The sequence below is a fragment of the Ancylobacter crimeensis genome, from assembly GCF_023016805.1.
Classification (GTDB): Bacteria; Pseudomonadota; Alphaproteobacteria; order Rhizobiales; family Xanthobacteraceae; genus Ancylobacter; species Ancylobacter crimeensis.
In genome coordinates this window covers 31173-43947 of the sequence record NZ_JALKCH010000014.1, presented here as the reverse complement: position 1 = coordinate 43947, position 12775 = coordinate 31173, and the positions used below count along the sequence as shown (strand labels likewise).

The following is a 12775-nucleotide window of genomic DNA, read 5'->3' as shown; positions in this document are numbered from 1 at the left end:
CGCCCCCTCACGGCGCCGCGTTCAGCTGCTCGCCCCAGTAGTCGCAGAACACGCCGCCGGCGGGGACCAGGAATTTCTTGACGATCACGACCGCGACCGCAGCGGCGATGGCGGGGGAAAGGACCGGCAGCAGCAGGGTGGTCACCACCCCGATCGCTGCCGCCTCGCTCACATTCAGCGCGTCGAGAAGCTGCTCGCGGGCCGTGTCGTCCTTGCTGCCGCAGACGAGATCGTGGAGCGCGGCGGCCCATTTCCGCACGATCCGGCGGCCGAGCTCGCGCACGCCGTCGAGCGGGCCCATCTGCTCCTTCTCATAGGGAGGGTCGAGCAGCGGCGAATAGGCAAGGATCGGATCCTTCTCGATCGCCTTCTCGAGCCGTCCGATGCGGACATAGAGCGCTTCCTCGTCATCATCGATGAGGCCCTTCGCCACCGTGACGGACTGGCTGGCGATATCCTGCAGTGTGTTCACGGCGTGGTCTCCTTCTGCGGAGCGTCGGGGACAAAAGGTGCGCATCCCGGCACCGGCGGTACGAAGCGCATGTCGCTGCGCCCGTAGAGGGTGTAGATCAGCGCCAGCGGATTGCGCTGCGCGTCGAAGGCACGGCGCGCGGACAGCATCGCCGTGCCGAGCGCCTCGCCGTCGAAGAGCTGGCCGAGCAGGTGCCGCGCGAAGGCATCGCCGAACCGCGCCGTGATCGGCGCCTCCGCACCGATGACGGCGATCGCATCCCGGTCGAGGAACATCGCCGGCAGGCCCATGCGCGAGCCCGGAACGCTCGACACCGAATGGCACATGTTCAGGAACACCAGCGGCCGGCACCTGTTCTTGAAGAATTCGATGTCGCCCAGCGCCATCTCGTTCAGGTCGGCGCGGCTGCTGGAGATGCGCGCGCCGCCGTCCGTGCCGGCCAGCGCACCGAGAAGAAAGCGCCACGGTTCCTTGGCTGCTTCGTCGAGCGGCTGCAGCGCCGTGGTGATCTCGGCCTGCATTTCCGCCAGCAGCGCCGGTTGCGCGCTCGCCATCATGCCGTGGCAGAAGAAATAGAAGATGTCCGAGGGATTCTCCGCCCCGAGCGCGGCGGTGATCTCGCGATTGACATCGGCCGGCGCCAGCTCGATGCCGCGACGAGCGGTCACGATCTCGGCCAGCGTGCGGCGGTGGTCGACAAAGCGGGAAAAGCCGTCATCGACCAGCGCGGTGATGCGCAGTGCGCTGCTTCGCGGCGCGGGCGTGCGCCCTTGCGGGCGTGCGATCTCGATCTGGTAGGACAGCCCCCAGGGCTCCCGCGCGGCCTTGTCCGTTGGCTGCGGCGGCGGTGTCAGGATCGTCCATGGAAAGGCGAAGTCCAGCGCGTCGTCGGAGAAGGAAATGCGCACGAAGGCGTCGCGGGGCAGCGGATGCCGTGCGAGCAGCGCGCCGAACGCCTCGCCGGCGCCGGCCTGGCTGCCCGTCCGGTTGCCGAAGAGCAGGCGCCACGCCGCCCGACCATATCTGGCCAGCGCCTCGCCGGTCTGCCGAAAGGAGGGCTCGCTCAGCCCGTCGCTGTTGCTCATCGTGCCGAGCACGAGCCGGGTCCAGTGCCGCCGCACCTCGCCGAGCAGTTTCGCCACGTCGGCGGGACGGATCGACTGGCGCAGCGACAGCGCCAGCGGCGGCTGGCCGTCGCGCACGAGTTCGGCGTGCACGGCATATCCGCCGGCGGTTCCGCTCACCGCAAGGGAGAGCGCGTCGCGTGCCGTGCCAGGCGCGGGCCGCCCCATCTTCGCGCAGCGGTCGACCTGCCGCAGGCGCCAGGTCCGGTCCTCGAACACATATTTGAACTGGTCGAGCAACCGCAGGTCGCCGGTCAGCAGCCGCACCTCGATCAGCGCCCCGTCCTCGAAGCCCCGGTCCGTCGAAAAGCGGAACAGGGCCGAAGAGCTGTCCTCGTCGAAGGGCCAGGTGATGGGAAGAAGCTCGTCCTCCAGCCTTATGTCGGTACGCGCGATGACCCGGGCATAAAGGGTGACCGTCTCGTTGCCCTCGCGGGGCGGCTCGACCGGGGTTCGCTCCTCGCCGGGGGCGAGCGTCTCCGCCCGGATCGCGACCTCCAGCGTGTATTGGCTGTCCGGGTCCAGAGGGGCGTCCAGCGGGTGGCGATCCTCGTCCCCGAAGACATCGCCGGGCCACCAGTGCCCGTCGAGCAGGCATGCGTCACCATACCGGTCGGCCTCGACGCTGCGCCCTCCTGTCGGGGGAATGTGCGCGGGTTCCGGCTCGGCCGCCACTTCCGCCGATCGCCTTGTATCGACGATGCGTGCGTCGATCAGGTTGCTGACCTCGGCCGTGGCTCGCGCGGCGTGGTCTTCCGAGGCATAGGAGATGGCGTCCGCCTCCACCGCCCGGCTGATCGCGTCGGCCAGTTGCGAAGGGCGCAGGTCGCCTCCCTGCACAATGCCGAAGGAATGAGCGGCGCCGGGCGGTATCGGCAGGGGGGTGTCGTCCGCGCTACCCAGGGCCTGGAGCTGCCGCGAGAGGTCCTGGACGCTTTGCGAGAGCCGGGCGGCATCCATCTGCGCGAAGAAGTCATGGCCGGCGAACACGATCGGCGGCGTGCTCTGTCCGCCCTCGCGCAGCCAGGCGAGCGTCAGCGCGAGATCCGGCGCCGCGTCATGCGCGGTCTCATAGATGAGCGCGCTGGCGAACCCTTCGGGATCGAGCTGCGCGTCCTCGATCCATGCGAGCGGCGTGGTCGCGCGCTCGAGGATGGAGCGCAGCAGGGGTTCGCCGACAGCCTCGCGACGGGCCGAGATGAGTGTCGCAAGGGAGGCCCGGGCCGCATCCAGCCCATCGAGGCTGCGGACGACGGCATATTCGGACGGCGCGCGCAGCGTGACCGGGCGGGCGATGCCGCGTCCGATCGGCCCGAAGCCGTTTTCGATGTCCGCCGGCTCGATGCCTTCGAGCGCGAGGCGCAGCGGCCAGCGCCAATGTCCGCTTCCGCCGGCGGCCGGGTTGGACCGGATGGCGATGGAGCCGATGGTTGCGGGGTCGATGTGCCGCCACTCCGGCACGCGGCCCCGCCAGCGCAGCAGGCCGCCCAGCATGGCGTGCGACATGGCGGCGAGTGCGGGGCGTTCGTCCTCGGTCCATGCGCGGTGCGGCGACAGCAGCAGCCGCGTCGGTCCCTGTCCCGCGGCATCGCCGAAGGAGCGTTCCCATGCCGCGACGAGCTCGGCCGCAAGCGCGCCGATGAGGCGATAGGCGCTCGGCGGCGGGGGCATCCACAGCCGCTTTGCGCCGAACGCGGCCATGGTTCGCGCGGCGCGATCCGGGTCGAACGGGCTTCTCCAGTCCCAGCCGGCCGCGGTGAGCACGCCGGCCGCCGCCAGCACCATGGCGAGCCGCTCTTCGGAGGTCGCGCCCTGTTCGGCGATGGCGAGGAGTTGCTTCATCGCCGCCCCCGTCGGCCGAGCGAGATCGACCGGAATGTGGGCCGGGACGGCCACACCTCGGATCTTCCGCGGGAGGCACGGCGAGCGACCATCCTGAAGCTCTCCCCGGGAGCAACGGCGTTGCACGCGAGACTAGCCGAGAAAGCGGAGGTCGTGGAGTCGCCTCGGCCGCTGCCGCCGGAGGGGGAGGCGGCGGCCGGCGTGGCCCGCAGCGGGTCCGTTCGGCGCCCCGGCGTGCCGGCCTGGGAAGCCGAGCGGGTCGCCGCCGGGCTCTTTGATCGCGGGCATCGCCGTCGATGCCATGTGGGCCAACATGAGTACCGGGGGCCGGATCGCCGCCGCGTTCGATCGCCCGATGGCGGCTCATACGCGGGCAGCCGCGGCGTGGAGCTGGCTACAGACGATCACCCGGCTCGGGACTTGACCATCGGCCGTCTGCTGAGCCGGCTGCATTTCGGTCCGGGCGGCTCCGGCACGCGGCGGATCGCCGGCCGGCGGGTGCGGATGCGGGCGGCGGGGGACCGCCGCCTTAGACGATCCGGCCGCGCGCCGCGACCGGCCATGGAGCGATGCGGGGCTCGGCATCCTGCACCACATGGACGGCGTCGACCATGTTCGTCACCACGCAGGCATGGTTGGGCACGATGCGGACGGTGTCGCCGACCGCAAAGCCGATGGCGTCCTCGCTGACCAGCCGGCCATGCTCCTCCGAGAGCTGGTCGATGACGATATCGGGGCGCCCGAGCACATGGCCGTAGCCGGTGAGGCCCAGCAGATCGGAGGTGAGGGTCTTCGATCCGGCATCTATGATCGCACGGCCGGGTGCCGGCACCGAGACGACCGTGGCGAGGACCGTGAGCGCACAATCCTCCCAGGCGCACGCGCCGCGGGCGACCAGCGAACGATCATTGTAGATGTAAGTTCCGGCGCGATATTCGGTCGTCACCGGCGCGTGGGCGGCGTCCATCATGGTCGGCGTGCCACCCGAGCTGATGACCGCCACGGCCAGTCCCTCGGCTTCGATCAGCGCCTTGGCCGCACCCATGAACGCCTCCACCCGCGCCTCGCCGCCCGCTGGCGGATAGGTCATCAGCCCGCCGAAGACGAGGCCGGGCGAGGCGGCGATGCGGTGAGCGAGGCGGTTGGCCTCCGCCGGGGTGGCGACGCCGCAGCGATGGGCGCCGGTGTCGCATTCCACCAGCACGGCGAGCGGCGCCGGCGCGTCGGCGAAAGCGGCGGAAAGGCCGTCCACGACGGCCGCGCTGTCTGCCACCACCGACAGGCGCACCCGCCTTGCCAGCGCCTTCAGCCGATCGAGCTTGGAGGTGCCGACGATGTTGTAGGTGATCAGCAGGTCGGCGATCTCCGGCGCGCCTTCCAGCATCGCCTCCGCCTCCGAGATCTTCTGGCAGGTGATCCCGACCGCGCCGGCCGCGAGCTGGAGGCGCGCCATGTCGGGTAGCTTGTGGGTCTTGATGTGCGGGCGGAGCTTCAGCCCATGCGTGTCGGCATAGTCCTGAAGCCGGCGGATGTTGCGGCGCGCGATGTCGAGGTCCACCAGCACAGCGGGGGTCGAGGGGAGCGAGCCGGCGGACGGGAGGCCGGCAGGCACGGCGATCGGTGCGGAAGGCTCGGTCATTGTCGATCCTTGCGAGGGCTGGCGAAGCAGGTGGAGGCTGGCGTCCAAATTCAACCTTGACAAGCCATGAAGCGCGGGCGTGAATAGGTCAATCCAATAATTTGGACGTGTGTCTAATATATTGGACAACAAAAACCGCAGGGGACTTGGCATGAACGCGATCCTTCGTGCCGGCGCCATCGCGCTGGCGACCAGCATCTTCCTTTCCGGCGCGGCTTTCGCGCAGCAGGCCACCAGCCGCCTCGACGAGGTGCTGGCGCGTGGCCATCTGATTGTCGGCACCGGCTCCACCAATGCCCCCTGGCACTTCAAGGGCGCAGACGACAAGCTGCAGGGTTTCGACGTCGATATGGGCCACATCATCGCCAAGGCCCTGTTCAACGATCCCGACAAGGTCGAGTTCGTGAACCAGTCCTCGGATGCCCGTATCCCGAACATCACGACCGGCAAGGTGGACATCACCTGCCAGTTCATGACCGTGACCGGCGCCCGCGCCCAGCAGGTCGCCTTCACCATTCCCTATTACCGCGAAGGCGTCGGCCTGATGATGAAGGCGGGCGGCGCGTACAAGGATTACGCCGAGCTGAAGGCGGCGGGCTCCAAGGTCACCGTCGCCGTGCTGCAGAACGTCTATGCCGAGGACATGGTGCACGCCGCCCTGCCGCAGGCAAAGGTCGACCAGTACGACGCGCAGGACCTGATCTATCAGGCGCTGAACTCCGGCCGCGCCGACGCGGTGGCCACGGACCAGTCCTCGATCGGCTGGTTCATGATCCAGAATGCCGGCCGCTATGTCGATGCCGGCTATGGCTGGGGTCCGCAGACCTATGCCTGCGCGGTGAAGCGCGGCGACCAGGACTGGCTGAACTTCGTCAACACGGCCCTGCACGAGGCGATGAGCGGCGTCGAGTTCGACACCTATGCCAAGTCGTTCAAGACCTGGTTCGGCAAGGATCTGCCGCCGCCGCAGATCGGCTTCCCGGTCGAGTTCAAGTGAGCCGTCCAAATGGCTGACGCGGGAGGGAGCGCCCGCCGCTCCTCCCGCCCTTCCTCCGCTCATCCGGCGGTCCATGATGGACCTTTGGATGGCCTCGCGACCGCCGCGTCCCGCAGGTTCGCTTTTCCGGGAATCCGCCATGGGCTACACGCTCAATTTCGCTGCGGTATGGCGCAGCTTCGACCTGCTGCTGGGTGGACTGCTGCTCAGTCTGGAGCTGGCGGCGGTGGCGCTGGTGATCGGCGCCGCGATCGGCCTCGTGGTCGCCTTCGCGCTCGCCGGCGGCCCGGCCTTCCTGCGCCGGCCGGCGCAGCTCTATGTCACGGTGATCCGCAACCTGCCGATCCTGGTGCTGATCCTCTTCACCTATTTCGCGCTGCCCCAGCTCGGCATTCGGCTCGACAAGAACCCGAGCTTCGTCCTGACGCTCGCCATCTATGCCGGCGCCTATCTCGCGGAGGTCTTCCGCGCCGGCCTGCTGTCGGTGCCGCGGGGGGTGAAGGAGGCGGGGCTCGCCATCGGCCTGACCCCGATGCAGATCCGCACCTCGCTCGTGGTGCCGCTGATGATCCGCAACGTTCTACCCTCACTGTCCTCCACACTGATCTCACTGTTCAAGGACACCTCGCTCGCCGCCGCCATCGCGGTGCCGGAGCTGACCTTCGAAGCGCGCAAGATCAATGTGGAGACCTTCCGCGTCATCGAGGTGTGGACGGTGACCTCGGCGCTTTATGTCGTGACCTGCGCGGTGCTCGCGGCGCTGATGCGCCTCATCGAGCGCCGGCTGGCGATTCCGAAGTGAGGAGGCGGCGATGAACGATCTCATGCTGTTCCTCAACGAGGTGTGGATCGCCCGCCTCGCCCTTCTCCGAGGGCTCGGCGTCACGGTGTCGATCTCGCTGCTCGCGATCCTCGCCGGCTCGCTGCTCGGCGTCGGCGTCGGGCTGGGCCTGGTCTATGGCAACCGACTGCTGCGCCTCGTCTTTCGGGGCTACACCGACATCATCCGCGGCACGCCGGTGCTCGTTCTGGTGCTGGCGAGCTATTATATCTTCTCCACCGTGGGCCTCGATCTCGGCCCGTTCCAGGCCGGCGTGCTGGCGCTTGCGGTGTTCTGCTCGTCGCATGTCGGCGAAATCCTGCGCGGCGCGCTGCAGGCGATCCCGATCGGCCAGACCGAGGCGGCGAAGGCGATCGGGCTTACCTTCGGCCAGACTTTCGGCTCCGTGCTGTGGCCGCAGGCGTTGCGGCAGATCCTGCCGACCTGGGTCAATACGGCTGCCGAGATGGTGAAGGCCTCGACGCTTCTCTCGGTGATCGGCGTGGCTGAGCTGCTGCTCCGCACGCAGGAGATCATCTCGCGTAACTTCTTGAGCTTGCAGTTTTATTTCCTCGCCGGCTTCCTCTATTTCCTGATCAATTATGGCATCGAGCGCCTCGGCAAATATGTCGAGCGCAAGACCGCCGTGCCGTCCTGAAGGCGCACGCTCATGACCAAGCCGCTTCTCGAAATGCAGGGCCTGCGCAAGCAGTATGGAACCGTCGAGGTGCTCAAAGGCGTCGACTGCACCATGCGGCAGGGCGAGGTGATCTCGATCATCGGTTCGTCCGGCTCCGGCAAGACCACCATGCTCCGCTGCATCAACATGCTGGAGGAATTTCAGGGCGGTCGCATTCTCATCGACGGCGAGGCGATCGGCTATGACGAGATCGCCGGGGTCCGCCGCCGCAAGAGCGAGAAGGAGATCGCCCGCCAGAGGGCGCTCACCGGCATGGCGTTCCAGCAGTTCAACCTGTTCCCGCATCTCAGCGCGGCACAGAACGTCATGCTCGGCCTGATCAAGGTGAAGAAGATGAGCCGCGACGAGGCGCGGGTGGTCGCCGAGCAGTGGCTCGGCCGCGTCGGCCTGTCGGCACGCGCCGACCATTATCCCGGCCAGCTCTCCGGCGGCCAGCAGCAGCGTGTCGCGATCGCCCGTGCCATCGCCATGAACCCCCGCCTCATGCTGTTCGACGAGGTGACCTCCGCCCTCGATCCCGAGCTGGTGGGCGAGGTGCTGCAGGTCATCAAGGGTCTCGCCGCCGAGGGCATGAGCATGCTGCTCGTCACGCACGAGATGCGCTTTGCCTATGAGGTTTCCAGCCGCGTCATCTTCATGAATCAGGGAGTGATCGTCGAGCAGGGCGACCCGAAGGAGATGTTCCTTCGCCCCGGCACCGAACGGCTGGCGGAATTTCTGAAGTCCTCGAGTTTCCAGTGAAGAAGCAGGTACCATGACCATCACTCGTTTCGGCGCCGGCGAAGTCGGTGCAGGCGGCCAGAAGCTGCCCTTCGCCCGCGCCGTGCAGGCCAATGGCTGGCTCCACGTCTCAGGGCAGGTGGCGATGGAGAAGGGCGAGATCGTGCGTGGCGGCATCGTTGCCGAGAGCCGCAAGGCGATCGAGAACATGATCGCGATTCTCCATGAGGCGGGCTACGGCGTCGCGGATATCGTGCGCTGCGGGGTGTGGCTCGACGACCCGCGCGACTTCTGGAGCTTCAACGGTGTCTATGCCGAGTATTTCTCCGACAACCCGCCCGCCCGCGCTTGCGTGCAGTCCCGCATGATGGTCGATTGCAAGGTCGAGATCGATTGCATCGCCTTCCGCGCGGACAAGGTGTGAAGAGCTTCCCGCTTTGCGGGAACGGCGGGTCTTTCTAGCAGGAGCGCAGATGAGGAAAAGTGAGGACGAGGGTTCGCTTGTCGGCGAAGCGTCCGGAGAGGACGTTCGTAAGGAGGGCAAGCGCAGCCGCGGCCTGGACCGCGCCTTCGAAATCCTCGAATTCCTGCGCGCCCGGCGCCAGCCGATGCGTCCAAACGAGATCGCGCTTGCGATGGGTGGCCCGCGCTCGTCGGTCTACGAACTGGTGAACCTGCTGCTGCGCCAAGGGATGTTGGAATATTCCGGCGGCGAGGGCCGGGTTTTCCTGGGTCGCCGTCTCTATTTCCTCGGCATGGCCTATTCCGCGCAGTTCGATCTGATGCGGGAAAGCGCCGTGCTGCTGCAGCGCCTCGCGGAGGAAACCCGCGAGACCTCGCAGATGTGCATGCTGGACGGCAACAAATACACCGTCGCCATGATGCGCGAGGGGCTGCGTCCGTTCCGTATCTCCTCCGATGTCGGTGAGGTGGTTCCGGTGCCGTGGACGGCGTCGGGGCGGCTGCTCGTCAGCCACATGAGCGACGAGGAGATCATCGCCTTCATCCCGCCAGAGGATTTCGTGCTGCCGAACGGGCGGCTTCTGGAGCCGGCCCGGTTCATCGCCGAGGTGCGGCGGGCGGCCGAAGACGGCTTCTTCACCTTCAACAGCGCGGTGGAGAATTTCACCTATTGCTTCGCCGTGCCCGTCTTCCAGGCGGACGGGGCCTGCATTGCCACGCTCTGCCTCGTGACGCCGCGCGAGGATGGGCTTCGCCACCGCGACGCCTATCTGGGCAGCCTGCTGGCGGCTGCCGGAGAGCTGTCCGAGCAGCTCGGCTATGCCGGCCGCCGCACGCCTGGTGCAACGGCGGGGGACGCCGCACGCGCCGGTACCCGATGATGCAGGCCTCTCCACCGGCGGGCATCAGTGGAGCTCGATGGCGGACCGGATGGAATCGAGAAGCGCCTTGGAAGAAAATGGCTTTTCCAGATAGGCGCAGCATCCCGCCGCCGCCGCTGCCAGCCGCGTGGTTTCGCTGCTGTTTCCCGTCACCACGATAAAGGGAACGGCGGCGGGTCCGGCGAGCATTCTTCGGATCAGGTCGATCCCCGATACGTCGCCGAGGTGAACGTCGACGATCAGGCAGGCGGCGTCCCTCAGGTCGGCTTCCGCCTCGAACGCCTGCGCGGAGAGGAAGGTCCGGGCTCTCAGTCCATGGGCGCGCAGCAGGCGCTCGATCCCTTTCAGGAATCCGCTATCGTCGTCGACGATATAGATGCGCTTGCCTGCAAGCATTGCTTTCCGGCGCCGCCGATCACTTATGAGAGCTGACTGAGGTTCAAGCCTGAACGTCTTTTCCCAGATAAGGCGAGCACGGCGTTGCTGTAAATCGTCCCGAGGGACAGGGCTCCCATGCGCGGCCTACCGTTCTGCGCCCTCGGTACCAAGAATTCCAAGCCGTTCGGCCAAGGATACCAGTTCCGCTACGGTATGCGCCTTCAGCTTGTCGAAGATACGTTGCCGATGCGCCTTGATGGTGCGCTCCGTTATTCCGAGCAGATGCGCCGTCTGCTTGTTGAGCTTGCCGCGCACGACCTGATCGAACACTTCGCGCTCGCGTGGCGTGAGCGTTGCGAGCATCGCGCGCGCGTCATCGATCCATTCGAGGTGCGCATGTTGCTTGTCGTGGCGCGCCAATGCCTTCTCGATGATCTCGATCAGTTCCGTTCCGGCGATTGGCTTGACGAGGAAGTCCTCGGCGCCCGCCTTGATCGCTCTCACCGAGGTGGGCACGTCGCCATGCCCGGTGAGGAAGACGATCGGCAGATGGATGCTCGCAGCGCTCAGCCGCGCCTGCAGCTCGGGACCCGACAGGCCGGGCATGGCGACATCCAGCAGGATGCAGCCATTGGTCCGTCCGCTCACCTGTTCAAGGAAGCGCTCTGCAGAGGGATATTCGGCGGTGTCGTAGCCATGCGCACGCAGCAGCCGGCCGATCGCCACTCGGAAGGTTTCCTCGTCGTCGATAATGTGTACCCGTCTTGTCATGACGCTCCCATCCCCTCCCGGCCGAGCGGCAGCTTCACAAGGAAGACGCTGCCACCGCCGGGGTTGCTCTCGGCCATGATCGAACCGCCGTGACGTTCGACGATCGTGCGTGCGATCGAAAGGCCCATCCCCATGCCGTCGGGTTTGCTGGAGTAGAATGCCTCGAAAATTTGCCGCCTGTCTTCGTCGGGGAGACCATGGCCATTATCGGAGATGGAGAGTTCCGCGATTCCCGGCTCCGGTGAGCGGACCCGGCCGGTGATCTTGCCCGAGCCCCTGTTGGTGGCGCCGATGGCCTCGATGGCATTGATCGCCAGATTGAGGACCACCTGCTGGAGCTGGACCGGATCGCCGTGAACCACGAGCGGCCGGGGGCTGGGATCCCGGACGAGATCGACATGCGCATCGGCCGCCTTCGCCGCGACGAAGCGAAAGGTTTCGTCGAGAACCTGGTTGAGATCGACATGGTGCTGGACGGAATCCGCCTTCTTGAGCATCCGGCGCAGCCCGGCGATGACGCCGCTGGCCCGCAGGCCGTCCCGCTTGATGTCATCGAGAATCTCCCGGATCTCGTCGCGGTCGGGAACGGGCCGGTCGAGCAGCAGTGCGGCGGCCTCTGCATTCGCCAGAACGGCCCCAAGCGGCTGGTTCACCTGATGAGCGATCGACGCCGACAACTCTCCGGCGATCGCGTAGCGGTTCACATGTGCCAGTTCGTCGAGCCGGGTGCGGGCTTCGACCTCGGCAAGCCGCCGGCGGCGATATTCATAAAGAAGCGCCGCGATGAGACCGCTCTGGAACACGACCACGGCGATCGTGCCGGCGATCTGCAGCGGGTACTCCTGCCAGATGCGTGGCGAGCGAAAGCGGATGTCGCTTCCTTTCGGCAGCCGGGCCTCGTCGACGCCCCATCGCTGCAGTTCGCGCCAGTCGAAGACGGGCGTCGGGTCCGCCACCGATGCCACCGGCGGGAGTGAGGGGGTCTCGCCGTCGATGATCCGGAGCGCCAATGCGCCCGACTGTTCGCCGATCGTCGTCGGAATGGCCACGAATCCTCCCGTCGTGCCGCGGCCGATATAGCTCTCCACCGGCCCGATGATCGGCCGGTTCGCCTTGGCCGCGATCATCGCCATCGCATCGGCGGGTGTGAAATAGGTGCCGCGACCGTCGGAATAGACCGCGGTGTAGAGGATGGCGGTTCGCTCCGGCAATAGAGCCACGCGCTCCAGAAGTTCGGTCATCGGCAGACCCGTAAGGTCGATAACGTCCAGCCTTTCCGCGATCCCGCGGGCCTCCGCTCCGAACGATCTGAACACCGGCTGGGTGTCGAAGCGGTCTCCCACCAGCGCGACATGTGCGAGATCCGGCACAATGATTGCGGCCGCCGTCACCATGTCCTCGAGCCGCAGCCGGACGGTTTGGCCGGTCACGCCGGGTGGAAGCGTCTGTGCCGCAAGGCTCGCCTCGTCGATGAAGCTGAAGACGAGCGGCGTGCCGGGCCAGAGGGCTTCGCGGAGGCGAAGCGCGTAATCGAGCGCGCCGGCTCCCACCGAGACGAGGACGCCGATCGGCTTGTCTTTGTACTTCACGTTCAGGTGCTGTCGAAGACTCTGTTCGTAATCCTCGCCGCTGAACCTGTTGAGATCGAGATTTTCGACGTAGATCGTGACCGGCGCCTTTGCCGTGCTGTTCACAATCGAACGCAGTCCGGAGAAGATCGCGGCGTAGAACGGTCCTCGTACATCGGATTGTTCCAGTACGAGGATGGATCTGGGTGCCTGATCTGCGCGGCATGGCAGCGAATGGCCGGCACAGAGGACGCAAAGAGCGCCGAGGAAGATCGTCTCCAGCAAGCGGTGGGCAAAACACCGCTGCACCTGCGCACGCGCAGGCCACGACATAAGGCTCCCCTTTACCCACATGAGACCAGCCTGATTGCTGGAGAACTCTTATTCGTATCCCAGCCTGC

General features: G+C 66.8%; 12 protein-coding genes. 6 read left to right on the top strand and 6 right to left on the bottom strand.

Translation table 11 applies throughout. The features are described 5' to 3' along the window. Positions 1–7: 7 nt before the first annotated feature. The 3 genes from MWN34_RS17720 to MWN34_RS17710 all read right to left on the bottom strand — a co-directional run bounded on the left by MWN34_RS17720 (position 8) and on the right by MWN34_RS17710 (position 5077). The gene (locus tag MWN34_RS17720) at positions 8–472 is read right to left on the bottom strand and encodes a hypothetical protein (protein WP_247030642.1); all 465 of its coding nucleotides are present in this window, start codon (positions 470–472) and stop codon (positions 8–10) included. After that, positions 469–3438 carry a hypothetical protein gene (locus MWN34_RS17715; RefSeq protein ID WP_247030641.1) on the bottom strand — a complete coding sequence of 990 codons (2970 nt, stop codon included), beginning with the start codon at positions 3436–3438 and terminating at the stop codon, positions 469–471. Before MWN34_RS17715 ends, MWN34_RS17720 begins: the two co-directional genes overlap by 4 nt. 529 nt (positions 3439–3967) lie before the next feature. Continuing rightward, the gene (locus tag MWN34_RS17710) at positions 3968–5077 is read right to left on the bottom strand and encodes a D-TA family PLP-dependent enzyme (protein WP_247030640.1); all 1110 of its coding nucleotides are present in this window, start codon (positions 5075–5077) and stop codon (positions 3968–3970) included. A 151-nt stretch (positions 5078–5228) separates the two neighbouring features. Between MWN34_RS17710 and MWN34_RS17705 the strand changes: the two genes are divergently transcribed. From MWN34_RS17705 to MWN34_RS17680, 6 genes are all read left to right on the top strand, one after another. Beyond that, positions 5229–6074, top strand: coding sequence for a transporter substrate-binding protein (locus MWN34_RS17705; protein WP_247030639.1), 846 nt, complete (start codon positions 5229–5231; stop codon positions 6072–6074). A gap of 139 nt (positions 6075–6213) precedes the next feature. Next, complete coding sequence (locus tag MWN34_RS17700; protein ID WP_247030638.1) at positions 6214–6876, top strand: amino acid ABC transporter permease; 663 nt, start codon at positions 6214–6216, stop codon at positions 6874–6876. Between the two features lie 10 nt (positions 6877–6886). After that, positions 6887–7552: an amino acid ABC transporter permease gene (locus tag MWN34_RS17695; RefSeq protein ID WP_247030637.1), complete on the top strand. Its 666-nt coding sequence runs from the start codon at positions 6887–6889 to the stop codon at positions 7550–7552. A gap of 12 nt (positions 7553–7564) precedes the next feature. Further along, positions 7565–8335 carry an amino acid ABC transporter ATP-binding protein gene (locus MWN34_RS17690; RefSeq protein WP_247030636.1) on the top strand — a complete coding sequence of 257 codons (771 nt, stop codon included), beginning with the start codon at positions 7565–7567 and terminating at the stop codon, positions 8333–8335. A gap of 13 nt (positions 8336–8348) precedes the next feature. Next, a complete protein-coding gene (locus MWN34_RS17685) occupies positions 8349–8738 on the top strand; it encodes a RidA family protein (protein ID WP_247030635.1) in 390 nt (129 codons plus the stop codon). Positions 8739–8787: 49 nt separating this feature from the next. Beyond that, positions 8788–9657: an IclR family transcriptional regulator gene (locus MWN34_RS17680; protein WP_247030634.1), complete on the top strand. Its 870-nt coding sequence runs from the start codon at positions 8788–8790 to the stop codon at positions 9655–9657. A gap of 24 nt (positions 9658–9681) precedes the next feature. On the opposite strand, the gene MWN34_RS17675 is transcribed toward MWN34_RS17680, so the two are convergent. From MWN34_RS17675 to MWN34_RS17665, 3 genes are all read right to left on the bottom strand, one after another. Continuing rightward, entirely contained in the window at positions 9682–10053 is a 372-nt protein-coding gene (locus MWN34_RS17675; RefSeq protein ID WP_247030633.1) for a response regulator transcription factor, read from the bottom strand. A 126-nt stretch (positions 10054–10179) separates the two neighbouring features. Then, on the bottom strand, positions 10180–10806 hold the full coding sequence (locus MWN34_RS17670) for a response regulator transcription factor (protein WP_247030632.1): 627 nt from the start codon (positions 10804–10806) through the stop codon (positions 10180–10182). Then, positions 10803–12707: a sensor histidine kinase gene (locus MWN34_RS17665; protein ID WP_247030631.1), complete on the bottom strand. Its 1905-nt coding sequence runs from the start codon at positions 12705–12707 to the stop codon at positions 10803–10805. Before MWN34_RS17665 ends, MWN34_RS17670 begins: the two co-directional genes overlap by 4 nt. Positions 12708–12775: the final 68 nt, after the last annotated feature.

What these genes read in the sequence shown, in the direction of transcription:
- MWN34_RS17710 (WP_247030640.1), bottom strand. Translation starts at nt 5,077, where the DNA reads ATGACCGAGCCTTCCGCACCGATCGCCGTGCCTGCCGGCCTCCCGTCC.
- MWN34_RS17675 (WP_247030633.1), bottom strand. Translation starts at nt 10,053, where the DNA reads ATGCTTGCAGGCAAGCGCATCTATATCGTCGACGACGATAGCGGATTC.
- MWN34_RS17700 (WP_247030638.1), top strand. Translation starts at nt 6,214, where the DNA reads ATGGGCTACACGCTCAATTTCGCTGCGGTATGGCGCAGCTTCGACCTG.
- MWN34_RS17690 (WP_247030636.1), top strand. Translation starts at nt 7,565, where the DNA reads ATGACCAAGCCGCTTCTCGAAATGCAGGGCCTGCGCAAGCAGTATGGA.
- MWN34_RS17715 (WP_247030641.1), bottom strand. Translation starts at nt 3,438, where the DNA reads ATGAAGCAACTCCTCGCCATCGCCGAACAGGGCGCGACCTCCGAAGAG.
- MWN34_RS17670 (WP_247030632.1), bottom strand. Translation starts at nt 10,806, where the DNA reads ATGACAAGACGGGTACACATTATCGACGACGAGGAAACCTTCCGAGTG.
- MWN34_RS17685 (WP_247030635.1), top strand. Translation starts at nt 8,349, where the DNA reads ATGACCATCACTCGTTTCGGCGCCGGCGAAGTCGGTGCAGGCGGCCAG.
- MWN34_RS17695 (WP_247030637.1), top strand. Translation starts at nt 6,887, where the DNA reads ATGAACGATCTCATGCTGTTCCTCAACGAGGTGTGGATCGCCCGCCTC.
- MWN34_RS17705 (WP_247030639.1), top strand. Translation starts at nt 5,229, where the DNA reads ATGAACGCGATCCTTCGTGCCGGCGCCATCGCGCTGGCGACCAGCATC.
- MWN34_RS17665 (WP_247030631.1), bottom strand. Translation starts at nt 12,707, where the DNA reads ATGTCGTGGCCTGCGCGTGCGCAGGTGCAGCGGTGTTTTGCCCACCGC.
- MWN34_RS17680 (WP_247030634.1), top strand. Translation starts at nt 8,788, where the DNA reads ATGAGGAAAAGTGAGGACGAGGGTTCGCTTGTCGGCGAAGCGTCCGGA.